This is a genomic window from Bradyrhizobium sp. CSA207, from assembly GCF_029051685.1.
Classification (GTDB): Bacteria; Pseudomonadota; Alphaproteobacteria; order Rhizobiales; family Xanthobacteraceae; genus Bradyrhizobium.
Genome location: NZ_JAACFT010000048.1, coordinates 26,815 through 52,255, shown reverse-complemented (window position 1 = coordinate 52,255; position 25,441 = coordinate 26,815). Strand labels below are relative to the sequence as shown.

The window sequence follows — 25,441 nt, the reverse complement described above, 5'->3', positions numbered from 1 at the left end:
CCGACTTGCCCTCAATATTGCTCGCGCTCATCCCGACACAAAAACCTCTTTGCGGGGCAAGCTCAAACGGGCCGCTTGGGACGACAGCTTCCTCGTCGACATGCTTCTGAACATGCGATAGCCCTGCTGTGCAGGCGGGGCAAGGCTGAAGAAGCCTTGCGACAATTGCGCGTGATCATGGGAAAGCTGAAGCTGACGGTCAATGAGGAGAAGACACGAATCTGTAAGGTGCCGGAAGGAGAGTTTGACTTCCTGGGATACTCGTTCGGGCGGATGTACTCAGCGAGAACCGGCCAGGCGCGCCTGGGGTACCGGCCATCGAAGAAAAGCATCAAGCGCATGGTGGAAACCATTCATGTGCTGACGGCCCGAACCGGATCAGGGCAAGACACCACAGAGCTGGTGGCGAAGTTGAACCGCACGCTGCGCGGATGGGCGAACTACTTCAATGTGGGCACCGTCATCAAAGCGTATCGGGCGATCGACAACTACACCGCTGTGCGGTTGCGCCGGTGGTTGCGCATCAAGCACAAGGTCAGGCGACGCAGGGGCGGGACCTATCCACTCTCGCACCTCTACGGGCATTTCGGGCTTGTACGCCTAACCGCGCTTGGGCGCGACCTGCCGTGGGTGAAGGCGTGAGGTCTTGTCCGAGAGCCGGATGCGGGAGATCTGCCTGTCCGGTTCGACGAGCGGGATGTGGAAACGGAGTCATGGCTACACCACTAAGGCACCGCCAGACGAAAGAGGCGGAAACAGATATGTGCAGCCTAAAGCCGCCGCGCCACATCTCGACTCCACCACAAACGGTCTTGAACAAGCGATAGTTTAATGTCTGCTGTTCCTTCTCAAGTCGACATACCAAGTTCACAATGGGTCGGCGAGTGGAGGCCTGATGGTACAAGGACAATTCTATCACCAGTTCCGGCAAAGCCCTGAACCGGCGCTATTTCCAAAGGGCAATGTACGTCCTCTCCTGACTGGTTACATTCCAGCATCCTCACTTAAGCTCCGTTGGGTGCTTCAGCGCAAGGCGACTGATGGAGTTGCCTCTGACGTTCAACCTCGTTGACATCACGGTGGGCCCACATCTTGAGCTCACAAAAACTGGACGACCGCGCCTAAACCGGCTGAGAATGCTTGGCAGGCCCGTGATGGCACTGGCCCGTGCAGCGACGCTACTTGTGGCGTTTTCCGCAACTCGCGCATACGCCGCTGACATTGGTTATCTGGCTCCTCCCGGAGTCGCTGCAAACGAGTTTCCCTCACCTCAGCGCCCTGTTGCGCAGATTGTCAGCCCACGCCGCTCCGCCGAAGAGCAGCGCGACGCCCGGAATGAGGCCGGTCAAATTGCCCGTCTTCTTGAACTGAAGCAAGGTATGACGGTCGGCGACATTGGTGCAGGCAGTGGCTACCACACGGTGAGGCTCTCGCACCTCGTCGGGCCCGCCGGCTCTGTCGTTGCCCAGGACGTCACGCGGGATTACCTCATCGAGCTCGCCAGGCGAACAGAACTCCTGAAGTTGACGAACGTCAAATTCGCGCTCGGCGAACCACACGACCCGCGCCTGCCCGCTTCCTCGCTGGATGCCGCAATCCTTGTGCACATGTATCACGAGATAGCCCAACCCTATGCCTTCCTCTACAATCTCGCGCCCGCCTTGAAGCGGGGTGCGCGGGTCGGAATTGTCGACCTTGAGCTTCCGACGTCGAAACATGGCACGCCAATTGAGCTCTTGCGTTGCGAATTGACCGCGGTCGGCTATCGCGCGGTCGCCACATATAAGCTCGCAGGGGATGGCGGATACCTGGCGGTGTTCTCTCCCCCGGAGGGAGCGGGTCGAAAATCTCCCCGCGATATCGTTGCTTGTGGGGATCGTGCCGGCAGGCGCTGACCACCTGATGGGCGCCGGCAGTCCCCCCAAGAAGCCACGATTTGGGACATGAGCGTGGAGGACATGGCTTCAACCTCGGCATTTACAAAGCACGCGTACGAGGCGCAACTCGCCCATATTTATCGTATCCAGAACAAGCAGTTTCGTGACATCGTCCAGGAATTCGTCCGCAACCCCAAAATCGGCCGCGTTCGGGTAACTAGCCACGCAATCATGGTTGGCCTCTCCCGGCAGCGCGTCGAAGAGCCATCATGCCTATCCCGGCGGCCTGTCGGTCCATAGGCCTATTTGGTACGGCGGCCGAACGATTCCGCATAGGCCTCGGCGCGCGTGTTGATGATCGGGTCATCCGAGGCCTCAATGCCGCTGGTCAGATTGGTCGGCAAGAACAGCAACTCGTTCTCGACCTTCTTCGTGTCCAACGCTGTGATGACCGCGATTTCGCCGAGCTCCACCGTCGGCCGGCTGTCCGGCCAGACCTTCGTGGCATCCGTGATTGAATCATCGGCGGCGGCAACCTGCACCAGGAGGCGGAACTTGACTGGCTCTTTTTCGAGCGAGGCCCGCAGGTTGTCGGCTAGTGCATTGGGAGGACGCTTCGCAGCCTCCTCGTCGCTCACGTAGGCGGGCCCGCTCTCGGGCACGATGCGGTAGCGGCCGAACTTGCTTGTTCCTTGCGCATTGGTGAACTTGAACGCGTTGACGCCGAAGAACGGCTGCGCGCCGTAGCTGACCGCCACAGGCCGCGGCGCCGTAACAAAAGCGAGTGCGGCCGGGTGGGTGGACAAGAATTTATCAACCGGCGTCGGCTTGGGCACGTCGGCACCGCTTGCGCCGACCGCCTGGAGCAGAGCCAGAAAGTCTTCGCCGGTCGCCACCGGAAACCCGTTTGCCGATATGCAAACTAGGTCGGCCTCGCTCCCATCCGAGAGACGGAACTTGATTGCCATGCCGCGGATACGGTCGGTCGAAGGGTGGGTGTCGGGTGCGTCCGGTATGCCGCCCGCATTGGAAAAGCGAATGACCAGCGGCGTGGGAGCACCTTTAAGAAAGACAGCCGAGCTGAGCGCATCGGCGCCTTGTGCCGGCGTGAACATGCCTTCGAACACGGCGCCCTTGGCGTGGTTCGCTCGAACGCCAGGATGCGCGCCGTAAAGCGCGTTCATTTGATCGACCAGCCGCACGCCGAGCGGCGCGTCTTCGGCACGGGCGTAGGTCGCGCTTGCCGCCATCAGCGCCGAGAGTGCGATACTCACAGCAATGCTTTGAAACGATCGCATGACCATCCTCCTGCTTTACGAGGGGCGGGCGCATACGGAGCTATTTCAGGCTGTCGAAGAAATCGCGCCCACTGTCATCAATCTAAACTAAAACTCGCCCCCGACGTCCCTTTTGCGCGCCGACACAGGGTCCCACCGCCGATTGACACTCAAACGGGTCTGCATGGTGGCCGCGATCGCGCTGCACACGCAGATCGGTTACACGAACGAGCACACCTCGTTGATATCCGGACGCGGCAGACGCTCAAACAAGCCCGCCGGATCGCCATAGCCGATGGCACAGATAAAGTTCGATTTGATCTGGCCACCGGGGAAGAATTCTCGATCGACGGCCTCATTGTCGAACCCGGACATCGGTCCGCAGTCGAGCCCGATGGCCCGCGCCGCCATGATAAAATAGGCGCCTTGCAGGCTGCTGTTGCGGAAGGCTGTTGTTTCGGCAAAACCGGGCTTGTCGATAAACCAGGATCTGGCATCAACGTGCGGAAACAGGCGCGGCAGCCAGTCGTAGAACCTGGTATCGTAACCGATGATCGCCGTCACCGGCGCGTCTGTCACTTTTTGCCGATTACCCTCAAGGACGAGGGGCTTTAGACGCTCCTTCGCCGCCGGCGTCGTCACGAATACGATGCGCACGGGGAAGCAGTTCGCACTCGTCGGGCCCCAGCGCATCAGATCGTACAGGGCAGCGAGTTGCTCACGCAAAACCGGCTTATCGAACCATTTGTTTTGACTACGCGCTTTGCGAAAGATCGTATCAAGCGCAGAATCATCGAGCGGCGTCACCATAAGATGCCTCCTCGCTCTTAAAGCTATCCTTTTGATTCAAGTTGCAGCTCACTACTCGTCGAGGCGTCACGCGCTGCGATACACGCCAAAGTACGGAACTTCGCTAGGCGGCGGCGTGTATCCTGCGTCCTTGGCCTTCTTGAGAGCATCAAGCCCTTCGTCGAAGGTCACGAGTGGCGTGGTCTTCACGCTCTTGACCGCCCCACCGGCTGAGATCGCCATGGACAGCGCCGTGGCGCTCACATTGTCCGGCAGCTGGCAGATCACCAGCACGTCGTAATCGCCAAATGTCAGCCAGCCGTCGACGACATTGCCGCCGAGCCGTTGAACAACGGGTTTGACGGCCTCCATGCGGTTCTGAGGATCTTTGAGCAGGGCTGCCCACCCGACAGGGGCGTAAGCCGTCTGCAAGGCATAAAGAGCCATGGAGGGTCTCCTTTCAGAGTTTGCCGCCCCCTCGCTCACGCGCAAAACGCATTGCCGCGCTGGGATATCTTAGTCTATCCCCTCACAACGGCACGCTCACGGCACCAGTGTTGATATTGAAAATAGTGTAGCACTTCGCGCGACTCCCGTGAAGCACGCTCGCGCTGGTTACTTGGCTAAACGGCCTCGACGCCATCCAGCGGCGCTGGGGCAGATACGCGTCGAATTTAACCTGCATCCGCTCTTCGGCCCGGTGAAACAGCGTGTCGATTACACCTTCATGGCCACTCCGCGCGCGCTGGCGGATCATCCACGAATTTCACCTTCGTGGACGGCATCGTAACCGAGTTCACCGACATTCGGCCATTTGCTTGACGAACTCTTCCGGGGCGGACCGATGTCTGAAATGGGGTCGGACAGCAAGCAGGTCCCGCCGATGATCCACGAGCATCAGATTGACGAGCAAGATCGGATGACGGTCCTGACCTGATCAAGCTCGGTGATGTTTTGCGCATCCCACCGCGCCGCACTGCAGCATTCTGTTCTCGCAAACCGGCCGGCCCGGTCTCGCGCCTTTTGACGATCAGGGCTATCTTTCTCCCCGATTGTGCTTTCGGCGAACTGCATGAAGCTCGGCCCCGGTGGTGGCTCCTGGGGGCAAGAAATGAGCCGCACGCGTTCGTTGGTGATCAAATGACGCATGGTGGCCAAAAGGGTTTCGGCATGACCAAGCACGGCCGATCAGGACACGCGACTCGATCGCCGCGCTTCCGGTTCCTGCAGAACCTCGAGGCACACAAGAACGATCGCAAGGACCGCTCTCGGATCAAGGATCCGAAACAGTCCGTCGAAGAGCTATTCCATCCCCGCAAGCCAACACGAACCTGACGAACGATCCTTGGATGACTTCCGGGGTAGGCACATTCGGAAATTCGGGTGCTTGTGCTCGGTACGCGAACGGAGCAGAAGGACCGATGCCATTGCAGGGAGACCGGAAAAACCCGCCAGAACCAACCGGCTTCTTCGAGAAGCCAAGTCGAGGTGGATACAGTGAACGAGTCGGTAGCCCGGATCGAGGCGATCATCGGGCGCAAAGTCAAACGCGATATCGACCAGATGACCGAGTGGGCAAAAGGCAATCTTGCCCGCGCCGCAGAGGCCATCATGAACACGCCCAACGCGCATGTCGGCATCGTTACCGGCTTCTACATCCAGCACGCGGAGCCGCCTTCTCCAGAAACGGACGGGCTCGGCGGGATGGCCCACTTAGCCGCTGGCCTCGCAAATGCAGGCATCCCGGTCACGGTCATTACCGATACACCATGTGCAAAGGCGGTATGGGCCGTGGTCGATGCGCTGCCGATGCCCGTCAATCTTGAGGTCGTGTCGACGACGGAGAGTTCGGTTCTCCGCCTGCGGCAGTACCTGGAGACAGGCGATCGGCCGATCACTCATCTGATCGCAATAGAGCGGGTTTCTCCGGCTTCGGATGGAAAGCCCCACAGGGAGCACGGATGGGACATGTCGCACGAAACAGCGCCGCTCCATCTTCTCTTTGACGACCCCGCCGCGAAGCGTCGCTGGTACACGATCGGCATCGGGGACGGGGGCAATGAGATTGGGATGGGATCCCTGCCCAAGGAAATCATCGAAAGCGGAATTCCCAATGGCAGGGCGATCGCCGCGACGACTCCGGTCGATTCGCTCATCGTCGCTGGTGTGTCGAACTGGGGAGGGTATGGGCTCCTTGCTGCAATGGCCTGCACGAAGCCAGCGTTACGGGAAGTTCTCCTGCGTTATTTCAATCGCGACATGGATCACCGGATCCTTTCGGCGGCGGTGGAAACCGGGCAGGCGGTCGATGACAGCCGGGTCGATCATCCCGGGCGACCGCGGATGAGTGTCGACAGCATACCCTGGGAGCAGCACGCGGCTCTTGAGGAGATCTCCGCCGTGGTGACCTCGCAGGGGCGCTGATCGCCTTGAACTGATAGGCCATTCTAGCGATCAAGGGCGAAGCCGTTCCCCTCGAGAGCCTCCGATCGCCGACTCCCCGCCCACGGTCACGCATTCACGTAGAGTGGATCTTTGTCCCAACGAACCATCTTGTAACCCGCCGGTTCTGAAGGAGGCCAAGGCGCTATTGGAGCAGTTCAGGGGTGACGCCTACTGTATGCACTAAGTGGTGCGGAACATCCGCACAGGCCAGCATTGCCGCATCGCCAGCGCTGCTCAACCGGCGAAATGGGCCGCTTCTGGCGACTTGCAATCGCCTTCCGGTGGCCTACCATGTTTTGCGTGTCTACCTTGAAGGAGCGCTGCCATGGAACTCACCGTGGTGCCCATCGTCAAGCCGGACGCCGCCAACTTCATCTTCGGCCAGTCGCATTTCATCAAGACCGTGGAAGACCTCCACGAGGCCCTGGTGGGCGCGGTTCCCGGCATCCGCTTCGGGCTGGCCTTCTGCGAGGCCTCCGGCAAGCGGCTGGTGCGCTGGTCGGGCAATGACGACGCCGCTCTCGCGCTCGCACGCGACAACGCATTGGCCATCAGCGCCGGCCACACTTTCCTGATCTTCCTGGGCGATGGATTCTTTCCCGTCAACGTGCTGGCTGCGGTGCGCGCGGTGCCGGAGGTCTGCCGCATCTACTGCGCGACGGCCAACCCCACACAGGTGATCGTTGCGCAAACGGAGCTCGGCCGCGGCGTGCTCGGCGTGGTGGATGGCGCCTCACCGCTGGGTGTCGAGATCGACGCGGACATCGCGTGGCGGAAAGAGCTGCTAAGAAAGATTGGCTACAAGCTGTAGTGGCTGGATGAAGCGACGAAGCACGCGCCAGGATCGCGGCGAAGATCGCAGAGCGTCAGGTCTGCTTTCAATGATCCTCGAGCAGGCCCTTGAATGAGCTATGCCGGAGGTAGCCTTCCGCAGTGACGTCGCGGTATTCCACGTCCGCTACATATTTCGGCTCGACCACGTTGCCTTCAGCGTTCTCACCGGCTTTGTCAGCGGCGACTTTGCGGTCGTGATCGCGTCGAGCTTCCGACGAATCTCAATCGAGCTCTTGCGTGTGAATCCGGTCCCGGCCTTGCCGGTATAACGCAGCTCGTCGGCCTCGCGCTGGCCCAGGTGCAGGGCCGCGACGCCGGCTGGATCCTTCACGAAGCCGACGATCCGAAACTTCCCTCGTTGCACGCATTTGATCTTCAGCCAGGATTCGTTGTGGCCCGACCGGTTTGGCGCCGCGACGTTCTTGGAGACGATGCCTTCCATCTGCATCACGCAGAGTTTCGGCGGTCGATCGTAGGAACGAATAGTTCGTCTCATGCCCTTCTCCTTCAAGATAAGCGTGCACTAGACTATTATCTATCTCCCCTTGTGGGGTGGTGGGTGAGGGAGGGGATAGTCTTGAGGCCGGCGCTTGTGGTACCTCCCAACCCACCCTCACCCGCAACGGGGAGTGAGCCCAACGCGGCGTGTCCCATACAGGAGTCCTCCGATGTCATCCCTCAAAGGTAAGACGCTGTTTATCTCCGGCGCGAGCCGCGGCATTGGGCTTGCGATCGCGCTGCGCGCCGCACGCGACGGCGCCAACGTCGCGATCGCCGCGAAGACCGCGGAGCCGCATCCGAAGCTGAGGGGCACCATCTTTACCGCCGCCGACGAGGTGCGCGCGGCCGGCGGCAACGCGCTGCCAGTCATCTGCGATATTCGCGATGAGGCCCAGGTGATCGCAGCTGTTGATAAGACCGTCGCCGAATTCGGTGGCATCGATATCTGCGTCAACAACGCCAGCGCCATTAGCTTGACCAACTCCCAAGCAACACCCGCGGCACTTTTATGGTGTCGAAGTATTGTATCCCGCACCTCACGAAGGCCGAAAACCCGCACATCCTGATGCTGTCGCCGCCGCTCGACATGGAGGCGAAATGGTTCGAGCACTCCACCGCCTATACCATGGCGAAGTTCGGCATGAGCATGTGCGTCCTGGGACTATCGGCCGAGCTTAAGAGTGCGGGCGTCGCGGTCAACGCGCTGTGGCCGCGCACTACGATCGCTACCGCCGCGGTCGGCAATCTCCTGGGGGGCGATGCCATGATGCGCGCGAGCCGCACGCCCGAGATCATGGGAGATGCGGCTTATGTGATCTTCACGAAGCCGTCGCGCGAGTTCACCGGGCAGTTCTGTATCGATGACAAGCTGCTCTATGCCAGCGGAGTGCGTGATTTCGACCGCTATCGCGTCGATGCCGCGGTCCCACTGGCGTCGGACTTCTTCGTGCCCGACGATGACGTGCCGCCGCCCGGCGTCACGGTAATGCCCCTCCGCTAGGCCGGCGCGTTTGCCAAGCATCAACGTCGGCTCGGGGTCAAAACCCGACCTCTAGGAGGCAGCCGCTCTCAGCGTCTAGGGGGGACCAGCCGGGATTACGTGCTCCCTTCATGCACCGGTCCCGGCCTTTCGCCGGCCCTATCTCTCATACCAACCGACGAGGATCGCTTCCGCGATGACGTGCTTGCGTGCCTCTCGCTCAATGTCACGGCAGGACGCATTGGCCTTCGCCGGAAGATCCTCCATCGAGAGGGCAAGCACCCGGAAGTGATAGTGATGAGGCCCATGGCCATGCGGTGGACATGGACCGCCATATCCTACTTTCCGAAAATCGTTGACCGCCTGCTTCATTCTGGTGTTCTGCGCGGCGTTGTCCGGGAATTCCGTTACGGCTGGCGGAATATCGTAAACCGCCCAATGATGCCATGTGCCGCCGGGAGCATCGGGATCGTCGCAGAGCAGGGCAAAACTCCGCGATCCCTCCGGCGCGCCGGACCATTGCAGAGGCGGCGAACGATTTTCTCCATCACAGGTAAACCGTCGCGGAATTGCGGCACCATCGGCGAAGGCGCTTGAAACGAGTTTCATGGCTCTCTCCTCAGGCTGCAGGAAACATCGGCTCGGGCTTGACGAGCTCTCCCAAATTCGGCTTGCGGCAGAGAGCATCGATTGCCGCACCTGGTCACGCAGCCAAACGGCGGATCGAATGTCGCTGCCCTTGCGCGCGAGCGGATCGCCGATCTCAATACCAATCGCGCTCTGGCTCTGGCGAGGAACCAATGGTGCTGCGCAATACCGTCCGTGTGCCCTTGATACTGCCTGGCACGAGCCGATCCGATTAGGGTATTCTAGCTCGATCTTGCCCGGTGCGGAATCCATCGACTTTGCCTAGATACGGGAAATCCATCAGGCATTGACCAAAATCAACCTGGTGTACAAAGGGGGGTGGTGCCTCGCGCAGTGAAGGGAGAGTCTTGCCCCAAGATGCGCGAAAGCCTCGTTGCAGCAGAATAGTTTGCCATGCGACCGCTTTTCCATCCGAGCCTAGTCAACGGTCGCTACGGCGACCCGACGGTCTATGTAGAAACGCTCTTCGAAAGGCGAAGTCTGCTGTTCGATGTCGGAGAGATTGCTTCACTGTCGCCGCGGAGGATACGACGCATTGACCAAATCTTTGTCTCGCATGCGCATATCGATCATTTCGTTGGCTTCGACCATCTGCTTCGTTTGCTCGTCGGGCACGAGAAATCGGTGCAGCTCTTCGGTCCGTCCGGCTTTGCCGAGCGCGTCTTTCACAAGCTTCAGGCCTATCGTTGGAACTTGGTCGAAAGCCATCCCTGCGATCTTGTTTTCGTTGTGAGCGAACTCGGAACGACAGATTCCATCTCTACCACGCGGTTCCGACTAAGGACGGCTTTCGCAGCAGAGCCACCAGTCTCTCATAAAACCTTTGCCGGCGTACTCTGCGATGAACCGACCCATCGCGTGTCAGCCGCGATCCTTGAACACGGCACGCCCTGCCTTGCCTTTGCGCTGCAGGAGGCGGCACATGTCAACGTATGGAAGAACCGGCTGTTACAGCGCGGGCTGCCCGTCGGTCCCTGGTTGCACTCGCTCAAGAAGGCGGTCGTCGAGCGTCGCGCGGACGATCATTTAATCCATATCGATGAAGCGGCAACTTCGGATCGCCTCGTTCCACTCGCCAGCCTGCGCGATCTCCTGACGGTCACTGCCGGCCAGAAAATTGCCTATGTGACCGACGTTGCCGACACGCTGGCCAATCGTGCCGCCATCGTGGCGCTGATTCGGAATGCAGACATCCTCTTCATCGAGGCGGCGTTTGCGGGGGCAGACGCCGCATTGGCGAGGGAGCGGGCCCATCTTACAACCACGGTGGCCGGAGAAATCGCGCGGGAAGCCAATGTACGCCGCGTCGAGCCTTTTCACTTCTCTCCGCGCTATGCGGGAGAGCATGAGCGGATTCTGGCCGAGGTGATGGCGGCGTTCAGGGCATCTCACGCCTGACGCAAAGACCTGAGCGGTAAGTCATGGCCGAGGAAAGACATTTGCCGGCTGGGCATCGGAAATCGGTGCGGCTCTTCCTATGCGGAGATGTCATGTGCGGGGCGGCATCGATCAGGTGTTGGTGCACCCTTGCAGCCCCGCGATTTACGAGGATTGCATGCGATCGGCGGGGAGCTACGTGCTGCTCGCTGAGCAGGCGAACGGGCCTATTCCGCGGCGCAACGGGTCGTCCTACGTTTGGGGCGCTGCACTGGACCAATTGGAGCACATGCAGCCGGAGGCGCGCATCATCAATCTCGAAACGGCTGTGACACGCAGCAACGACCGCGCGAACAAGGGCATCAACTACCGCATGAGCCCCGAGAATGCAGAATGTCTCACGGCAGCCAGGATCGACTGCTGTCTATTGGCCAACAACCACGTGCTCGATTGGGGTCGCGCCGGCCTGCTTGAGACGCTGACGACTTTGCAGAAACTCAACGTCAAAGTGGCGGGCGCAGGCCGCAACGATCGCGAAGCGCGCGCACCCGCAGTGCTGAACGTTGCCAACGCCCGGCTCCTGATCTTTTCGTTCGGATCGACATCGAGCGGCATCCCGTTCGAGTGGGCTGCGACATCCGACGCTCCGGGCGTCAACTTGCTGCCTGACCTGTGCGAGGCGAGCGCGTTCGAGGTCGCTGACCAGATCATGGCGGTCAGGAGGCCGAGCGATCTCACTGTCGTTTCAATCCATTGGGGATCCAATTGGGGATATCACATTCCCAATGAGCAGAGGAGTTTTGCCCGGGCCCTGGTCGACAAGGCAGGCGTGTCGATCGTTCACGGGCATTCTTCGCATCATCCGAGAGCGTTCGAAATCTATAGAGACCGACTCATACTCTACGGCTGCGGTGATCTTGTGAACGACTATGAAGGGATCCGTGGTTACGAGCGCTACCACGATGACTTGACGTTGATGTATTTTGCTGACCTGGATCCAACCAGCGGAAGCCTCCGAGCTCTCAAACTGGTTCCCCTGCAGATCAAGAACTTTCGTCTCTCCATTCCATCGCGGCAGGACATTGAATGGATCCGGCGGACACTGGATGGGGAATGTCGGCAGTTCGGAACAAGGGTCATTTTTGATTCCGAACGGCAGCTTGTTGTTATCCTGCCAGGGGCGAGGAGCTAACTCTGCTCACCTCCTCTGGCTCGTTTTTCACACTGGGCGGATATGCGCAACAACAGTGGTTTCAGCTACGGGTCAAGAGCCACATTTGAGGAAAGGTCCGGCAGCGCAAAACGGACATTCAACAGACGACCGACGTCAGCTAAGTGCAAGAAACGAAGCGGCCAGAAAACAGACACTCAGCTTCCCAGCGTGTTAATTGGCGCGGGGTCCCGACGCCGATCGGCGAGCTAAGCTATTGATCTACCGAGCGGTGGAGGGGTTAATCTCGGACGCCTGTTCACAGGTAAGCCGCACAAGCGACGAGAAGTGCCAATTGCCGTCGTTCCAAACGTGCATTCCCGCAAAGCTCCAGCCACCCAGGCGAGCCCCCAGTCCTGCTCTCCAAGAACTGGACCGTTACCGGCTTTTAATCTCGTGAACGCGTAAAGGGCACAAAACGCACGAGGGCGACGGCGCGCGTTGTCGTCTTGTCATGGGCGAGTTTTTCGACGACCGTCAGCTGCTGAGTGGTGTAAGCCGGGCCCACCGGCATGACGAGCCGGCCACCCACTTTAAGCTGCTCAATCAGCGGCGGCGGTAGCTGCCCGAGCGCGGCGGTCACGACGATGGCGTCAAAAGGACCGCATTCGGGCCAGCCATCATAGCCGTCACCACGCCTGACGCTCACGTTGTCATACGCGAGGTCTTTGAGTGTTTTCGCTGCGGCCTCGGCCAATGGCGGGATAATCTCGATGGTGCAGACCTTTCGCGCGAGGCGCGCAAGAATGGCGGCCTGATAGCCCGAACCCGTACCGACTTCGAGCACAACATGATCGGGCGCGACCTCGGCCAGCTGGGTCATCAAGGCCACGATGAACGGCTGCGATATGGTCTGGCCGTGGCCGATCGGAATCGGCCCGTCCGCGTATGCAATGGAGCAAGATCGCTCAGGCTCAGGGATGAACAGATGACGTTTCGTTTGCCCCATGGCCTCAAGGACCCTCTCCGACAGGCCCTGCTGCCCCAAAACACTGGCGTCGGACCGGGCGTAGGCCCGCATGGTTTCGACCATGGCGGCGCGTTCGCGAGCGCATTGTGCGTCCTCCTGTGCAGTCGCTTCCCGCGCGGCGGCAACCATGGAAAGTACGAGCAGCAGCAAGGTCTTCATGATCGTGCGGTCTCGGTTCACGATTTTGCGTCGACCGCTTGAGCGAGGATTCGACCGATCAGCCGTTAAGCGAAACACGGCGTCCAGCGAATGACCGCAATGCGTCAGGCGGTTCTCCAGCAAGTCTTGATACCATGACTGCACCTGCCCGGTAAGCCGATCTCTCCGCGCACATTGCCGCAAGTTCGCTCGGCGTTTGCTCCCGGTTTCCGTCCGTTGGCAACTCGAAGCGACCTGTCATTCCAAGAGGCTTTGGGAGAGCGTATGGTGCTCCGATTATCCGCTGAACCTGGGAGGCAATCATGCAATTCAGGACAACCGGACTACTCTTGCTCGGCGCGATGGCGCTTCCCGCCTCCGGGACCGCACAAACCACCCCCGCTCCACCGGCAATTACGCGAACAGTGATCGCCGCAACCAAACTGCCGACCGTCGCAGACGTGCCGCTCCATTTCAAAGCGGTGAGCATCACTCTTCAGCCGGACGAGAAGAGCAGCGTCTCGGCGGCCAACGGCATCCTCTACCAGATGTCAGGATCGACCGAGGTCTCGCTCGGTGGCGAGGCCAAAATGCTCAATGCCGGAGACGGGCTGTTCATCGCCAGCGGAGAGACGGCGGTGCTAACGGCGGGTAGCGGAGGGCCGTCAACGTTTCTCCACTTCTTCCTGGCCCCCGCTGTGGACTTGGGTCGGCCTGTCGAGACGGCACCTGCCGCCGTGGGAGAGCTCTATCGCACTGCAACTCCAATCCCCGACCTGAAGCCAGGCGGTTATGATCTCAATCTCACGCGGGTCACATTTCCGGCGCAGATGCCCTCCAACCCGCCGCACCATCGGTCAGGCGCGGCTCTGTACTATATTATTTCTGGCACCGGAGCGAACACGGTCGACGGTAAGACGGAAGCGAGGGGACCAGGTTCCCTGATCTATGAACCGTACGCTCTCTTGCACCAATGGGGAAACCCGGGCAACGAGCCGTTGGTATTCCTGGCCTTCAACATCAATCCGGAAGGAGTGGCAGCCGTGCTTCCGGGCGCGCCAGCAAAAAATCAATAGCTGACGCGGGGCGGCCCACCGCCCCGCCGGACGTTCGATTCCAGCATGTGCTAACGGCCCATCCATCCTTCAGTGCAGAAGTTTTCGCAATCCTTCGCGGCTTAATATCGCTCGGCTTTGTCTTGTATGCCGGCCAGGACGGCTTATTTCCGGAGTGATTAGCACTCGCTGGCTTCGACTGCTATTACATCTAACACAACAGCAACTAGAAAATAGGAGGAGAGCATGAAGTTCCGTCCGCTTCACGACCGCGTCGTGGTCAAGCGCATCGACGCAGATGAGAAGACCGCTGGCGGCATCATCATTCCCGACACGGCCAAGGAGAAGCCCTCCCAGGGCGAAGTCATCGCAGTTGGCCCCGGCGGCCGCGATGAGAGCGGCAAGCTGATCCCGATCGACGTTCAGGTCGGCGACCGCGTGCTGTTCGGCAAGTGGTCGGGCACCGAGGTCAAGATCGACGGCCAGGAGCTGTTGATCATGAAGGAGAGCGACATCATGGGCGTTCTCACCGACGCGGCGTCCAAGAAGAAGGCCGCCTAATCCACTGCCCGCACCGCTCACCCCTGAGGAGCGCCTGCCGGGCGCCTCGCCAAGGGTGAGATGAGACCAAGTCAACTCAGGGGAAACCAATATGTCAGCCAAAGAAGTCAAATTCGGCGTAGACGCCCGCGACCGCATGTTGCGCGGTGTCGACATCCTCCACAATGCGGTAAAAGTGACGCTCGGTCCGAAGGGCCGCAACGTCGTCCTCGACAAGTCGTTCGGCGCTCCCCGCATCACCAAGGACGGCGTCACCGTCGCCAAGGAAATCGAGCTCGAGGACAAGTTCGAGAACATGGGCGCGCAGATGGTGCGCGAAGTCGCCTCCAAGTCCGCTGACGCGGCCGGCGACGGCACCACCACCGCAACCGTGCTCGCGGCTGCGATCGTCCGCGAGGGCGCCAAGTCGGTTGCGGCCGGCATGAACCCGATGGATCTGAAGCGCGGTATCGACATGGCTGTGGAAGCCGTGGTCGCCGACCTCGTCAAGAATTCCAAGAAGGTCACCTCGAACGAGGAAATCGCCCAGGTCGGCACGATTTCGGCCAATGGCGATGCTGAGATCGGCAAGTTCATCTCCGACGCCATGAAGAAGGTCGGCAACGAGGGTGTCATCACCGTTGAGGAAGCCAAGTCGCTCGAGACCGAACTCGAGGTCGTCGAAGGCATGCAATTCGACCGCGGCTATATCTCGCCCTACTTCGTCACCAACGCCGACAAGATGCGCGTTGAAATGGAAGATGCCTACGTCCTCATCAATGAGAAAAAGCTATCTCAGTTGAATGAATTGCTTCCATTATTGGAAGCCGTGGTGCAGAGCAGCAAGCCACTTGTGATTATCGCCGAAGACGTCGAAGGCGAAGCGCTCGCTACCCTCGTCGTCAACCGCCTCCGCGGTGGTCTGAAGGTCGCGGCCGTCAAGGCTCCGGGTTTCGGCGACCGCCGCAAGGCCATGCTGCAGGACATCGCGATCCTGACCGGCGGCCAGGCGATCTCGGAAGACCTCGGCATCAAGCTCGAGAACGTCACGCTCAACATGCTCGGTCGCGCCAAGAAGGTGATGATCGACAAGGAGAACACCACGATCGTCAGCGGCGCCGGCAAGAAGGCCGACATCGAGGGGCGCGTGGCCCAAATCAAGGCGCAGATCGAGGAGACCACCTCGGACTACGACCGTGAGAAGCTCCAGGAGCGTCTCGCCAAGCTCGCGGGCGGCGTCGCGGTGATCCGCGTCGGCGGCGCGACCGAGGTTGAGGTCAAGGAGCGCAAGGATCGCGTAGACGACGCGATGCATGCGACCCGTGCGGCGGTTGAAGAAGGCATTCTGCCGGGCGGCGGCGTCGCCCTTCTCCGTGCCTCCGAGCACCTCAAGGGCATTCGCACCAAGAACGACGACCAGAAGACCGGCGTCGAGATCGTGCGCAAGGCGTTGTCCTACCCGGCCCGCCAGATCGCAATCAACGCGGGCGAGGACGGGTCGGTGATCGTCGGCAAGATCCTCGAGAAGGATCAATACGCCTACGGCTTCGACTCGCAGACCGGCGAATACGGCAACCTGGTCTCCAAGGGCATCATCGATCCGACCAAGGTGGTTCGTGTGGCGATCCAGAACGCAGCGTCGGTCGCGGCGCTCCTGATCACCACCGAAGCAATGGTGGCCGAAGTGCCGAAGAAGAACACCGGCGCGAGCGGCATGCCTCCGGGTGGAGGCGGCATGGGTGGCATGGGTGGTATGGACTTTTAAATCCAACATTCAGAGCTCAACAGTAAGAAGGCTCGGCAGCGATGCCGGGCTTTTGCTGATTTCCTGGCGATCAGGGGGCTCCGGGGTCCAACACTGGCGCACCTGGGACGATTTCCCGTCAGCGTGGCTACCCTACAAAAAACGGGGAAGGGGGGCCGACAATCGCGAAGGACGGTCGGTATCCGCATCCCACAAACACTTCTCACCGCAGCCGACGAAGTCGTCGACCGGATTTGTTTTGTTAATCGGCGTGGGGTCCCGACGTCGATCGGCGTTCTAAGCTATTGATTTAGCGAACAGCGGACGGGTCAATCTTGGACGCTTATTCACACTTTTAAGCAATATTGGCTAAGCTGGGCCGCCACGTGTGCGTCCGCCCTGCGTAGACCAGCGGCCTTTGTGATCGCGAGGCAGTAGGTGAGCCGGTTATAGAACGCGCATACGCGCGGCCCACTATCCGGGCAGTCTGTCCGCCTATCCTGGATCGCCGTTGCCTGAGAGGATTTGGGCGGCGCCGCCGATGCCGCGTCGGAAGGCCTCATCAAACGTAACGCCGCGAAGCTGCCATCGGTGCGTGCGGCCATGATGGTCCATCCGCCACTCCGTGGCCCATCCGAGCTCAGAGTCGTCCCACTTTAGCCGCCCGACCAGGACGACTTCGCCACCCTGCTCGGCCGCCAAGGACGCCAATCTCCGGGGTGGCGTCGTCAAGAGCTCCGCAGCATTGATGTTCGCTTTCGCCAATGCTGCGACATCAGGCAGCACGATCGTCGTACCCCACTTTAAGGCTGCGGCGAGCAGTGAGTCACGCTGCAGGTCGGATTGCTTTGCATCTGACGTTGCGATGTATTGCCTTGAGCCCTGCTCCATCCTGACAAAAACGGCAAGGACCGGGCGGCGCGAAAGCCAGGGCTTGAGGCCGAATGACTTAAGAATGTCGTCGATCTTCTTGTCATCGAAGTCGACAACCAAATCGTACGGTCGATCGCGGGTGCCCTGCTCATCGCGCTTCGGTGTGCCGGACATCTGGTCGTGGTAGCTATAGCCACTTACGAAATCAGCCGAGCGCGATTTGTACACATCCAATCGAGGATCGCCTGTGAGCTTCAGCGCACCGGACGCCTTGATGAGAACGTCCTCGAGACAAGCGGCGAAGCCGATGATGCGGTTGGCCTCACCCTGGCCCGTCACGATTGCCTGCGCGCGATAGAGACTGTCCGCCGCGGCGGTAAGCGTGCCGGCCCAGCACGCCAGCGCGGCAATCAGCGATATCCTGATGACGGGGGTGGCCATACCTGGACCTATCAAGTGCCGCAGGCGTTTTGTCATATGCCGAGTAAGCACAATCATGTCCCGATTCCCCGATCTCAACGAAACGCAGTTCCGGTAGCAGGATCAAGCCCAGACAGTGTACGCTGCGCCGGGGTAGTGGCGGCGGCATGTACACAAGGAAAGCGTACGCGACACGGGAAGCCCGATGGCGCGGTCAGCGATGACCAAGCGAACGCCCGCGAGGGACAGGTCGGGCGCCATGGGGTGGCGGCGAGGTTCGTATTACCGCTGAAGCCGGGTAACGCCAGGGGAGGGAAGGAACCTCAGTTCAAGACAGACGCAACAAGTGGTGAGGGATTTGGAGATTGGGCAACCTATCAACTCCGAAACTGTTCAGAAACTGCAGAAGGCGTTGCACGCGAAAGCGAAGGCAGAAGCCGGCTATCGCTTTTGCGCGCTGTACGATTCGGACAGCGTGACTGTCGGATTGCATCGCTTGCGCCAATGGAAGTTTGAGCATTGAATTCGGCGAAGAGACGCCACTACCGCAAGTGGTTTTTCTAGTGTGCCTGCGTCTCGCGGGATAAAGCGATGAAGAGAGTCGCTTGGGCGTGAGGCGAGTGTGATGGCTTCATCCGTAGCTAAACAGGAAGGTACGTCTCGTTGTCCGCCTAACTGATCGGGAGTGGCCAATCTCGCACCCTCATGCGCGCACCGACCAGCACCGTCGACGCCAAAAAGGAGGAGAACAATGAGCACTTGGCTTAGTGAGCGAGAACAGCGTCTCGTCGCGGGCGCGGAGGCGGCATCGGCGGCAATGCCGATTCCCACTCAGATCGTTTCCAACGGCGAGTATCTCCCGCCCCCGCAGAGCGCTACGCAGAAGAAGGTCGAGGCACGGATCAACGAGCTCGCCGACGTGAACGGCAAGCGCCTCGGCTTGAGCCGCAGGCAGTTCCTGCACACGAGCTGCGGCATGGCGGCGGCATTTCTCGCAATGAACGACATCTACGGCCATGTTTTCCAGGTCGCGCCCGCGGAGGCCCGGGAGCCCGAATTGATGCTGGCGCGCGCGCAAGGTCTCGCGGACCAGTTCATCTTCGACGTCCAGACCCATTTCGTGCGCGACGACTTCGATCACAAGGAGCTCTTGGGGCTGGCGGACTTTGCGAGCCAGCACTGGAATCCCAAGATGAAGGAGGAAGGCGTCTCCTCCCTCGCGCGCTACAAGTTCCAGAACTATGTGAAAGAGGTCTACTACGACAGCGACACCAACATGGCGTTACTGAGCGGCGCGCCGTTCGACGACCCGAGCTGGTGGCTCCTGTCCAACGAACAGATCGTCAAGGCGCGCCAGATGATCAACGACTTCGCGGGCTCGCGCCGCCTGCTGGCGCACAGCGTCATCACCCCCAAACAGCCTGGCTGGATGGAGGAAGTCGACAAGGCAATCGCGGTCTACAAGCCGGATTCCTGGAAGTCCTACACGATTGGCGATCCCCTGGCGCCCTCCAAGTTCCCATGGCGGCTCGACGACGAGCAGGTGATGTATCCGTTCTACGAAAAGGCGGCGAAGGCCGGCATCAACACGCTGTGTATCCACAAGGGGCTGCTGCCGCCTGATTACGAGAAGTCGTTCGCCGGCGTGTGGGAATACGCAACTGCGTGGGACATCGGAAAGGCTGCCAAGGATTGGCCGCAAATGAACTTCGTGATCTATCACTCGGCGCTACGACCGTTCCTCGAACTGCCGGACAAGGCGTGGGCGGAGTTCGAGCAGACCGGCCGCATTCAGTGGGCCTCGGATCTCGCGGAAATCCCGCAGAAGTTCGGCGTCACGAATGTCTATGCTGAGCTCGGCACGTCCTTTGCCAACTCGGCGGTGGCGCATCCGAAATTTTGCGCCGCTCTCGTCGGCACGTTGATCAAGGGCATGGGGGTCGACCACTTGATGTGGGGTACTGACTCGGTCTGGTACGGCTCACCGCAGTGGCAGATCGAGGCGCTGCGCCGGCTCGAAATCCCGGAGGACATGCAGAAGAAATACGGCTTTGCTCCGCTTGGCGACGCCAACAGCGCTACCAAGCAGTTGATCTTCGCGGGCAACGCAACCAGGTTTTACAAGATTAAGCTGAAGGCGGCCGAGAACACCAGGATGCCGACCTTTTCCGAGGACCGCCTCGCCGCGCTCAAGAACCAGTACACACAAGCTGCGAAGCAACCCTCGAACCTCCGGTATGGTTACGTTCGCGCCGCCTAAGTGCCGACCGCTGCGCGGCGCACCGGCCAAGTTTCGCCGGCGCAGCGAACGCCGCGAAATCTGCGGCACATCTTGATAGGAAAGCCCGCCGAGCAGCGCCGGCGGGCCAGTTCAATGCGATTGTCCTCCTAACCGTCATCATTCACTGACGCGTTGCCGCCTACTTTTCTTGCGGCTTTCCGAGCGGACCAACGCGCTCGCAACCGCTTCAAAGCGCGAAGTGTTATGGGGGTGACCGCTTGAAGCGCTAGGGAAGCACCTACGCACGGCCGGACCATACATGTGGGTCAATATCGTCGTTCTGATGATCGTGAGCCGATCACTTCCGGTCTTCTTCGATAAGCGGTCATGTTCCGAGCCGGTCGACACGTCGGTTTCGTGCCACAAGCCGAAGTTCGCCGCCTTATACGAAGTTCGACGAAAGCCGATGTGGCTGCGGATCCACAATAGACTCAATTGCGTACCACTTCTGTCAGGCCGCAAAGCGAGGACAGAAAATCCTGTGTCGGCATGGAACCGTTCCGTTCGTCCTGACTGCACCGCCCTTCGTCATGCCTCGCCCGGCCCCGAGAAGATCGATGCCGGCGGCGCGGTGCGCACCGGCAGCTCCGCGATCCTCGGGGAGCGCGACGGACCGCCCGCCTTTGCGTCGTATCGGCCGACCAGCGCCAGCAGGCGGCGCCTGGTGAAGGGATCGGCCCGCTCGGCCAGACCACGAATGCGCTGCGCCTGTTCTCTGCAGAAGTCCTCGTCCATCACGCTCACCTCACTCACGCAAGTTTTCGTCGAATGATGTCATCGCGGCGGCTTCAGTTCGCCGGCGAGCCAGCCGACCGCGTCCGTCTTCATCGGATCCACCACAAAGGAGACCGTTTCGGTGCGCTCGCAGGTCGAGCATTCGAAAGTGCGCTCTTCGAATCCCGGTTGGCCGGGAGAGATGCGCGCCAACGCCATCCGGTGCTTGCATACCGGACACATGGGCCGCTCGTTGATCGAGGCAGTCATCCCTGAAATCCCCGCAGCGGATAATACGCCGCCGGCAGCCGGAGTCTTCAATTTTCATGATCGGAATCCTCCCGTCCCCCAACGTGAGGAACGAGCGCGCTCGATCCGGATTGATTCCTCGGGTCCGCGCGCAAATGCGTGGCCTGCGTGGCTCCGCCCCAAGCCCCCCAAAAGCCCCCAAAAGGCGGGGCTGCGCCCGTCCGCACATAAGCGTTTCCGTCGATATCGCTGCCCGGCCAGCTCAGCCGAGCGCCACCCGACCGGCGTCAGTGAGCCGGTATTCGATCTCTCCCGATTGGTGCGGCTCGCTCTCGACCAGACCGAGTTCGATGATCCGCGCGACGATCTCATGGTCGAACGTTGGCGGGCTGATCCAGGGGCCGCCCAGAAGGCTCCTCAGGAAATCGCGCTCCAGCTCGGTGAGCTCCATGCTCGAACTCCGCTTGCGGCCTCTGGAAGCCTGACCAAGCAAACGGAAATCGGCCCCGGCCTCCGATGGGAGGGCCGAGGCCGATTGTTCACTACGTCCGTTTCCCGGGGCTGTGAGATCGCAGCAGCTGGAGGGCTACGTGAAGGCGGTCAGTTCCGGCGCCCTGGGCCGCCTGGGCGCGAAAGCCAATCCGATGAAAGAGCTCAGTTCCGAGCTCGTCGTCGAGGGCATTACGACCAAGTTCTTTGCTACCGGCCAGGCGGCCTTCTGTGGGCAGAAGTGGTGCAGCCGGCTGCCAGTCCGTTGGACCTCGAACGGCGGGAACTGGTTTACAATGAAAACCAATAGTCCTTACGAATCAATGGGGTCAAAATCACCCAGTTTCCAAAATAGCTGAATGATTTCAACGCGCCGCCCGTGCCTGGGAGACTAGGGGTCGGAGGTTCAAATCCTCTCGCTCCGACCAATTTCATCTGAGATGGACCAAATTCCTGCGCGATCGCGGATCGGCAGGCGAATTCCTGTTTTGGAACGGGCCGATGCCAGCGGCGGGCAGTCAGCAGGGGTTGCTTGGACACTGCTGCTCCGCAAGAGTTTTGCCGCGGGCCCGCGTCCGAACGGCGTCGGCGCGTTGATGCAGTCCCATCGCGTCCGCAATAGACGCCTGCGCGCTCTCGAGGCGTTTGGCGAACCCACTGGCGTTCAGGTCCAGGACCGCGTCGGCCGCCAAAAGGGATACTGAGACGAACGCAACCGCTGCGGCGACGGTCATTCCTTTCCATTCTGATGACTGCATCAGTTAACTTTCTCAGGGATTCACCCACTTGCCCGGATAGATGGGGCTTTTGCGTGTGGTTCAACCCCCGAACAGGCTCACGCACGTAATCTTGATGTGCGACAGAGCCGTAACTTGGCTGCGCATGCCGTCCTTACGGCTGCAGTCCGACCCGCCGCTTGTCGAATTCCGTCTTGAAGTTATTTCGTGGCCCGGGCGGCTACTTTCGATTGGCGCAGGTCTTCGATGATGCCCAACATCGAGCCCCTGCTAACCAAAGAATGCTAGGCAACCGGTCGCAAGAGTCCCACCACCATCCGCGTCGTCTCGTCCACCAGCGTCCTCACCATCTTCTCCGACAGCATTTCGGCCTGGTTCAGCACCGTGTTGTGAGCAACCGCCTCGATCGCGCTGACGCAGATGAAGGTGGCGAGCCCCGGATCGATCTTGCGCATCTCTTTGCGCCGGCTCTCGAGATAGGCGCGCACGAGGGTGTGGACTTCGCGGTTGAAGGCTTCGACGTCCTTGAGCTGTCCGGTGCGCGGGATTTGCTCAGCGAGTACGCGGTGCAGTTTTGGGTCGATGCGATGGGCTTCGATCGCAACCGTGACGAGCTTGCGCACGGCCGTCTCGATCGGCATGTCCGTGACTTCGGTGAGCGCGGCGCGGACGAGCCCCATGATCTCCTGATTGTGGCGCTCAATCACGGCGGCGACGAGCGCCTCTTTGCCGGGGAAATACTGGTACAGCGAGCCGACGCTGACGCCGGCGACCTCGGCGATCCGGTTGGTGCTGGCCTTCTCAAAACCTTCCCGGACCAGAATGCGAGCGGTTGCCTCGACCAGCGCGTCGGCCAGTTTACTACACGGCGCCGTCTTCCGGCCACGAAGGCTGCAACTACGTCATGTTCCTGCATGGCGGCGGCTACATCAACGAGATCGTGGCTGCGCATTGGCGCTTCATTGGCCGGATGACGCGCGAGGCGCGCGTCGTTTGCGTCGTGCCGATCTATCCGCTTGCGCCACGCGCCACCGCCAAGGACGTCGTACCTGCGACGGCCGAGCTGCTGCGGATGCTGCTGGAAGATGCAGGGCCCGCGAAGGTCACGGTGGTCGGCAATTCAGCCGGCGCTGGCCTCGCGCTCGCGGCATGTCAGTGGCTGCGCGATCGCGGGCATCGGCAGCCGAATCGGCTGGTACTGATCTCGCCCGCGGCCGATGCATCGGTCAGCCGTCCCGAGCAGGTGGGAATCGCGGCCAGCGATCCCATCCAGGACATTCCGGGGATCCTCGAGGCGGGGCGGCTCTATGCCGGCGAGCTTGATGTTGGCCATCCCTTCGTCAGCCCGCTGAACGGCGCCTTCCGCTCGCTCGCGCCGATGCTGATCTTCTCCGGGACGCGCGATCTGCTCTATCCCGACAGCGTCGATCTCGCCGCAAGGGCGAGGGCGGCGGGCGTGCCGGTCGAGCTGCATCTCCTGCGTGACCAGCCGCACAATTACGCGTTGATGCCGACGCCGGAAGGGAGGGAGGCACGGGCGATGATTGTTGATGCTGTGGCTTGAGGGAGCGGTGTGATCGTTGTCACACAGCGCGACGCTGCAATGATTCTGGCGCTGTGCAGCCCGCGCGGACGAAATAGGCAGTCCCCGGGGCGTTTCCTCGATAACGTAGTTTTGCGGGGCCTTAGGCGTGGCCCTTGATCTCGTAGTGACCCGGCACGCATTTGTAGCGCTCGAGGCGCCAGTTGGCGTGATAGATCGGATGCTCGCCCATCCATTTCGCAAGAGGGGCCTGTGCGCCGACCGCGCACTGCATCATCGACATCTCGGGCGTCATGTTGCTGTCGGTCACGATTTCCTCGACGCAACTGCCTGAGCTGGCTGCGCTAAGCCGGCAGAGCACGGCAACGACGGTCACGAACATTCCTGTCACCTCATCGGTAGTTTCTGACCACGAAGAGGATGCAAGCGGAGTGCCAGAGCCTGTGACGCAAACAACACGCTGGCCTGGCCGACTCGACCCAGCGTCCGGATTCCATTTGACGATTCGGATTGTAAAAAAATTACCCTTAACCCGAAGCCGGACAAATACGGGGAACCGGCAGGGATGAGCGCAGGGATGTGTGATCGTTAGGGCAGCGCCGCGCCGACGGACCTTCACAAGCCCCGCGCAGCCGATAGGCTCGCAAGCCGTGGACACCCGCCAAAAGAGCGGAGCCGCCACAAGGGGTATGGAAACGCGAGGGCAGAACATGAAGGTACGACCGACCGGCGTAATCCCGCCGATGACGACGCCGTTCCGGAAAGACGGCGAGATCGACTTCAAGCTCGTGGTGCCCCAGGTCGACTGGATGATCGGTGCCGGCGCTCACGGCGTTGCGGCCGGCGGCTCGACCGGCGAGGGGCATACGCTCGACCACGAGGAATATGGCGACCTGATCGCGGCGACCGTGGACGCCTTGAACGGACGCATCCCCGTGATCGCCGGCATCATCGTGGACTCCACCCGCGATGCGATCCGCCGCGGCCGCCTGGTGCGCGACATGAATGTCGCAGCTCTCCAGGTCACACCGGTGCACTATCTGTTCAAGCCGGACGACGAGGCGATGGTGGCGCACTTCCGCGCCATGGCCGACGAGACCGGCATGCCCATCATCATCTACAACGTCGTGCCGTGGTCCTATCTGTCGCCGGCGCTGCTGACGCGGATCATGACCGAGGTGCCGCTGGTCGTCGGCGTCAAGCAGAGCGCGGGCGATCTCAAGCTGTTCGCGGACCTCATGATGATGGCGCCGGACAAGCTGATCTACAGCGCGGTCGATGCCCTGATGTATCCGTCCTACACGCTCGGTGCCCATGGTTCGATCGCCGCGATCCTGACCGCCGCACCGCATGCCTCCGTCGCGCTGTGGGACGCGGTGAAGGCGGGCGACCATCCGCGCGCGCTCGATCTGCACAAGAAGCTACTGACGCTTTGGAACGCGATCATCGCGGACAATCTGCCGGCCTGCACGCGCTACGCGCAGACGCTCCAGGGGCTGCCCAAGACATATCCGCGCGCGCCGATGCCGGAGGCCTCGCCTGCCCAGCAGGCCGCCACCCGCAAGGCGCTGGAGGCCCTCGGCGCATTGAGCGGACAGCGCGTCGAAGCCGCGGAATAGCCCGTCAGCCGAAATAACTGACGTTGAGCATGGCAGGGCCGAGCCGCTTTTACCTGCGGATGCGGCGCTGCTACATTTTGCGCGCGACCGGCACGCCGGCGCACCGACGAAGAAACATACCGGCAAGGGGAG

The 25,441-nt window shown here is 61.0% G+C and carries 26 protein-coding genes and 3 pseudogenes; 15 read left to right on the top strand and 14 right to left on the bottom strand.

The features are described from left to right. From GWG65_RS36185 to GWG65_RS36175, 3 genes and pseudogenes are all read left to right on the top strand, one after another. Positions 1-121 (top strand): annotated as a pseudogene (locus GWG65_RS36185) (ISAs1 family transposase); the annotation flags it as partial. A gap of 56 nt (positions 122-177) precedes the next feature. Then, positions 178-642 (top strand): group II intron maturase-specific domain-containing protein, encoded by a 465-nt coding sequence (locus tag GWG65_RS36180; RefSeq protein ID WP_275200215.1) that lies wholly within the window; start codon positions 178-180, stop codon positions 640-642. Between the two features lie 512 nt (positions 643-1,154). Beyond that, positions 1,155-1,895, top strand: coding sequence for a methyltransferase domain-containing protein (locus GWG65_RS36175; RefSeq protein WP_275200214.1), 741 nt, complete (start codon positions 1,155-1,157; stop codon positions 1,893-1,895). Positions 1,896-2,179: 284 nt separating this feature from the next. Here GWG65_RS36175 and GWG65_RS36170 read toward each other — a convergent pair whose 3' ends face one another. From GWG65_RS36170 to GWG65_RS36155, 4 genes are all read right to left on the bottom strand, one after another. Then, on the bottom strand, positions 2,180-3,175 hold the full coding sequence (locus GWG65_RS36170) for a catalase family peroxidase (protein WP_275200213.1): 996 nt from the start codon (positions 3,173-3,175) through the stop codon (positions 2,180-2,182). 198 nt (positions 3,176-3,373) lie between these two features. After that, complete coding sequence (locus GWG65_RS36165) at positions 3,374-3,964, bottom strand: malonic semialdehyde reductase (protein ID WP_275200212.1); 591 nt, start codon at positions 3,962-3,964, stop codon at positions 3,374-3,376. 66 nt (positions 3,965-4,030) lie between these two features. Continuing rightward, positions 4,031-4,390 (bottom strand): GYD domain-containing protein, encoded by a 360-nt coding sequence (locus GWG65_RS36160; RefSeq protein ID WP_275200211.1) that lies wholly within the window; start codon positions 4,388-4,390, stop codon positions 4,031-4,033. 82 nt (positions 4,391-4,472) lie between these two features. Then, positions 4,473-4,700 carry a hypothetical protein gene (locus GWG65_RS36155; protein WP_275200210.1) on the bottom strand — a complete coding sequence of 76 codons (228 nt, stop codon included), beginning with the start codon at positions 4,698-4,700 and terminating at the stop codon, positions 4,473-4,475. Between the two features lie 740 nt (positions 4,701-5,440). Between GWG65_RS36155 and GWG65_RS36150 the strand changes: the two genes are divergently transcribed. Both GWG65_RS36150 and GWG65_RS36145 read left to right on the top strand, forming a co-directional pair. After that, complete coding sequence (locus GWG65_RS36150) at positions 5,441-6,367, top strand: glutamate cyclase domain-containing protein (protein WP_275200209.1); 927 nt, start codon at positions 5,441-5,443, stop codon at positions 6,365-6,367. 346 nt (positions 6,368-6,713) lie between these two features. After that, the gene (locus GWG65_RS36145) at positions 6,714-7,199 is read left to right on the top strand and encodes an adenosine-specific kinase (protein WP_275200208.1); all 486 of its coding nucleotides are present in this window, start codon (positions 6,714-6,716) and stop codon (positions 7,197-7,199) included. A 147-nt stretch (positions 7,200-7,346) separates the two neighbouring features. On the opposite strand, the gene GWG65_RS36140 is transcribed toward GWG65_RS36145, so the two are convergent. After that, entirely contained in the window at positions 7,347-7,718 is a 372-nt protein-coding gene (locus tag GWG65_RS36140; RefSeq protein WP_275200207.1) for a hypothetical protein, read from the bottom strand. Between the two features lie 172 nt (positions 7,719-7,890). Between GWG65_RS36140 and GWG65_RS36135 the strand changes: the two are divergent. Continuing rightward, positions 7,891-8,723 (top strand): annotated as a pseudogene (locus GWG65_RS36135) (NAD(P)-dependent oxidoreductase). A 138-nt stretch (positions 8,724-8,861) separates the two neighbouring features. Here GWG65_RS36135 and GWG65_RS36130 read toward each other — a convergent pair. After that, positions 8,862-9,602, bottom strand: coding sequence for a YbhB/YbcL family Raf kinase inhibitor-like protein (locus GWG65_RS36130; RefSeq protein WP_275200206.1), 741 nt, complete (start codon positions 9,600-9,602; stop codon positions 8,862-8,864). A gap of 141 nt (positions 9,603-9,743) precedes the next feature. On the opposite strand from GWG65_RS36130, the gene GWG65_RS36125 reads away from it, so the two are divergent. Then, entirely contained in the window at positions 9,744-10,748 is a 1,005-nt protein-coding gene (locus tag GWG65_RS36125; protein ID WP_275200205.1) for an MBL fold metallo-hydrolase, read from the top strand. A gap of 94 nt (positions 10,749-10,842) precedes the next feature. Further along, positions 10,843-11,919, top strand: a complete 1,077-nt coding sequence (locus tag GWG65_RS36120; RefSeq protein WP_275200204.1) for a CapA family protein — start codon at positions 10,843-10,845, stop codon at positions 11,917-11,919. Positions 11,920-12,325: 406 nt separating this feature from the next. Here the strand turns inward: GWG65_RS36120 and GWG65_RS36115 are convergent, their stop codons facing one another. Then, on the bottom strand, positions 12,326-13,066 hold the full coding sequence (locus GWG65_RS36115; protein ID WP_275200203.1) for a protein-L-isoaspartate(D-aspartate) O-methyltransferase: 741 nt from the start codon (positions 13,064-13,066) through the stop codon (positions 12,326-12,328). A 302-nt stretch (positions 13,067-13,368) separates the two neighbouring features. Here GWG65_RS36115 and GWG65_RS36110 point away from each other — a divergent pair, with 302 nt between their 5' ends. From GWG65_RS36110 to groL, 3 genes are all read left to right on the top strand, one after another. Continuing rightward, positions 13,369-14,121 (top strand): cupin domain-containing protein, encoded by a 753-nt coding sequence (locus GWG65_RS36110; protein WP_275200202.1) that lies wholly within the window; start codon positions 13,369-13,371, stop codon positions 14,119-14,121. 225 nt (positions 14,122-14,346) lie between these two features. Then, positions 14,347-14,661 carry a co-chaperone GroES gene (groES, locus tag GWG65_RS36105; protein WP_275200201.1) on the top strand — a complete coding sequence of 105 codons (315 nt, stop codon included), beginning with the start codon at positions 14,347-14,349 and terminating at the stop codon, positions 14,659-14,661. 91 nt (positions 14,662-14,752) lie between these two features. Beyond that, positions 14,753-16,405, top strand: a complete 1,653-nt coding sequence (gene groL / locus GWG65_RS36100; protein WP_275200200.1) for a chaperonin GroEL — start codon at positions 14,753-14,755, stop codon at positions 16,403-16,405. Positions 16,406-16,879: 474 nt separating this feature from the next. On the opposite strand, the gene GWG65_RS36095 is transcribed toward groL, so the two are convergent. After that, on the bottom strand, positions 16,880-17,698 hold the full coding sequence (locus tag GWG65_RS36095) for a DUF2066 domain-containing protein (RefSeq protein ID WP_275200199.1): 819 nt from the start codon (positions 17,696-17,698) through the stop codon (positions 16,880-16,882). 730 nt (positions 17,699-18,428) lie between these two features. Between GWG65_RS36095 and GWG65_RS36090 the strand changes: the two genes are divergently transcribed. Further along, positions 18,429-19,937 (top strand): amidohydrolase family protein, encoded by a 1,509-nt coding sequence (locus tag GWG65_RS36090; protein WP_275200198.1) that lies wholly within the window; start codon positions 18,429-18,431, stop codon positions 19,935-19,937. Positions 19,938-20,486: 549 nt separating this feature from the next. Here the strand turns inward: GWG65_RS36090 and GWG65_RS36085 are convergent. The 3 genes from GWG65_RS36085 to GWG65_RS36075 form a co-directional block, all read right to left on the bottom strand. Then, entirely contained in the window at positions 20,487-20,693 is a 207-nt protein-coding gene (locus GWG65_RS36085; protein ID WP_275200218.1) for a hypothetical protein, read from the bottom strand. A 39-nt stretch (positions 20,694-20,732) separates the two neighbouring features. Then, a complete protein-coding gene (locus GWG65_RS36080) occupies positions 20,733-20,942 on the bottom strand; it encodes a response regulator (protein WP_275200197.1) in 210 nt (69 codons plus the stop codon). Between the two features lie 241 nt (positions 20,943-21,183). Then, complete coding sequence (locus tag GWG65_RS36075; RefSeq protein ID WP_275200196.1) at positions 21,184-21,372, bottom strand: hypothetical protein; 189 nt, start codon at positions 21,370-21,372, stop codon at positions 21,184-21,186. A gap of 139 nt (positions 21,373-21,511) precedes the next feature. On the opposite strand from GWG65_RS36075, the gene GWG65_RS36070 reads away from it, so the two are divergent. Continuing rightward, positions 21,512-21,769, top strand: a complete 258-nt coding sequence (locus GWG65_RS36070; protein ID WP_275200195.1) for a hypothetical protein — start codon at positions 21,512-21,514, stop codon at positions 21,767-21,769. A 662-nt stretch (positions 21,770-22,431) separates the two neighbouring features. Here the strand turns inward: GWG65_RS36070 and GWG65_RS36065 are convergent. Together GWG65_RS36065 and GWG65_RS36060 are read right to left on the bottom strand one after the other, a co-directional pair. Next, positions 22,432-22,854 (bottom strand): TetR/AcrR family transcriptional regulator, encoded by a 423-nt coding sequence (locus tag GWG65_RS36065; RefSeq protein WP_275200194.1) that lies wholly within the window; start codon positions 22,852-22,854, stop codon positions 22,432-22,434. Between the two features lie 57 nt (positions 22,855-22,911). Continuing rightward, positions 22,912-22,968 (bottom strand): annotated as a pseudogene (locus tag GWG65_RS36060) (hypothetical protein); the annotation flags it as partial. 11 nt (positions 22,969-22,979) lie between these two features. On the opposite strand from GWG65_RS36060, the gene GWG65_RS36055 reads away from it, so the two are divergent. After that, positions 22,980-23,711, top strand: coding sequence for an alpha/beta fold hydrolase (locus GWG65_RS36055; protein WP_275200193.1), 732 nt, complete (start codon positions 22,980-22,982; stop codon positions 23,709-23,711). A gap of 121 nt (positions 23,712-23,832) precedes the next feature. Here the strand turns inward: GWG65_RS36055 and GWG65_RS36050 are convergent, their stop codons facing one another. After that, on the bottom strand, positions 23,833-24,072 hold the full coding sequence (locus GWG65_RS36050) for a hypothetical protein (protein WP_187435815.1): 240 nt from the start codon (positions 24,070-24,072) through the stop codon (positions 23,833-23,835). Positions 24,073-24,400: 328 nt separating this feature from the next. Here GWG65_RS36050 and GWG65_RS36045 point away from each other — a divergent pair, with 328 nt between their 5' ends. Further along, a complete protein-coding gene (locus tag GWG65_RS36045) occupies positions 24,401-25,309 on the top strand; it encodes a dihydrodipicolinate synthase family protein (RefSeq protein ID WP_275200192.1) in 909 nt (302 codons plus the stop codon). Positions 25,310-25,441: the final 132 nt, after the last annotated feature.

Bases quoted from the DNA above. Each gene is read 5' to 3' on its own strand.
- GWG65_RS36050 (WP_187435815.1), bottom strand. From the start codon at position 24,072: ATGTTCGTGACCGTCGTTGCCGTGCTCTGCCGGCTTAGCGCAGCCAGC.
- GWG65_RS36075 (WP_275200196.1), bottom strand. From the start codon at position 21,372: ATGGAGCTCACCGAGCTGGAGCGCGATTTCCTGAGGAGCCTTCTGGGC.
- groL (WP_275200200.1), top strand. From the start codon at position 14,753: ATGTCAGCCAAAGAAGTCAAATTCGGCGTAGACGCCCGCGACCGCATG.
- GWG65_RS36090 (WP_275200198.1), top strand. From the start codon at position 18,429: ATGAGCACTTGGCTTAGTGAGCGAGAACAGCGTCTCGTCGCGGGCGCG.
- GWG65_RS36130 (WP_275200206.1), bottom strand. From the start codon at position 9,602: ATGGATTCCGCACCGGGCAAGATCGAGCTAGAATACCCTAATCGGATC.
- GWG65_RS36170 (WP_275200213.1), bottom strand. From the start codon at position 3,175: ATGCGATCGTTTCAAAGCATTGCTGTGAGTATCGCACTCTCGGCGCTG.
- GWG65_RS36115 (WP_275200203.1), bottom strand. From the start codon at position 13,066: ATGAAGACCTTGCTGCTGCTCGTACTTTCCATGGTTGCCGCCGCGCGG.
- GWG65_RS36125 (WP_275200205.1), top strand. From the start codon at position 9,744: ATGCGACCGCTTTTCCATCCGAGCCTAGTCAACGGTCGCTACGGCGAC.
- groES (WP_275200201.1), top strand. From the start codon at position 14,347: ATGAAGTTCCGTCCGCTTCACGACCGCGTCGTGGTCAAGCGCATCGAC.
- GWG65_RS36085 (WP_275200218.1), bottom strand. From the start codon at position 20,693: ATGGACGAGGACTTCTGCAGAGAACAGGCGCAGCGCATTCGTGGTCTG.
- GWG65_RS36110 (WP_275200202.1), top strand. From the start codon at position 13,369: ATGCAATTCAGGACAACCGGACTACTCTTGCTCGGCGCGATGGCGCTT.
- GWG65_RS36160 (WP_275200211.1), bottom strand. From the start codon at position 4,390: ATGGCTCTTTATGCCTTGCAGACGGCTTACGCCCCTGTCGGGTGGGCA.
- GWG65_RS36180 (WP_275200215.1), top strand. From the start codon at position 178: ATGGGAAAGCTGAAGCTGACGGTCAATGAGGAGAAGACACGAATCTGT.
- GWG65_RS36140 (WP_275200207.1), bottom strand. From the start codon at position 7,718: ATGAGACGAACTATTCGTTCCTACGATCGACCGCCGAAACTCTGCGTG.
- GWG65_RS36095 (WP_275200199.1), bottom strand. From the start codon at position 17,698: ATGGCCACCCCCGTCATCAGGATATCGCTGATTGCCGCGCTGGCGTGC.
- GWG65_RS36165 (WP_275200212.1), bottom strand. From the start codon at position 3,964: ATGGTGACGCCGCTCGATGATTCTGCGCTTGATACGATCTTTCGCAAA.
- GWG65_RS36145 (WP_275200208.1), top strand. From the start codon at position 6,714: ATGGAACTCACCGTGGTGCCCATCGTCAAGCCGGACGCCGCCAACTTC.
- GWG65_RS36175 (WP_275200214.1), top strand. From the start codon at position 1,155: ATGGCACTGGCCCGTGCAGCGACGCTACTTGTGGCGTTTTCCGCAACT.
- GWG65_RS36080 (WP_275200197.1), bottom strand. From the start codon at position 20,942: ATGACTGCCTCGATCAACGAGCGGCCCATGTGTCCGGTATGCAAGCAC.
- GWG65_RS36045 (WP_275200192.1), top strand. From the start codon at position 24,401: ATGAAGGTACGACCGACCGGCGTAATCCCGCCGATGACGACGCCGTTC.
- GWG65_RS36155 (WP_275200210.1), bottom strand. From the start codon at position 4,700: ATGATCCGCCAGCGCGCGCGGAGTGGCCATGAAGGTGTAATCGACACG.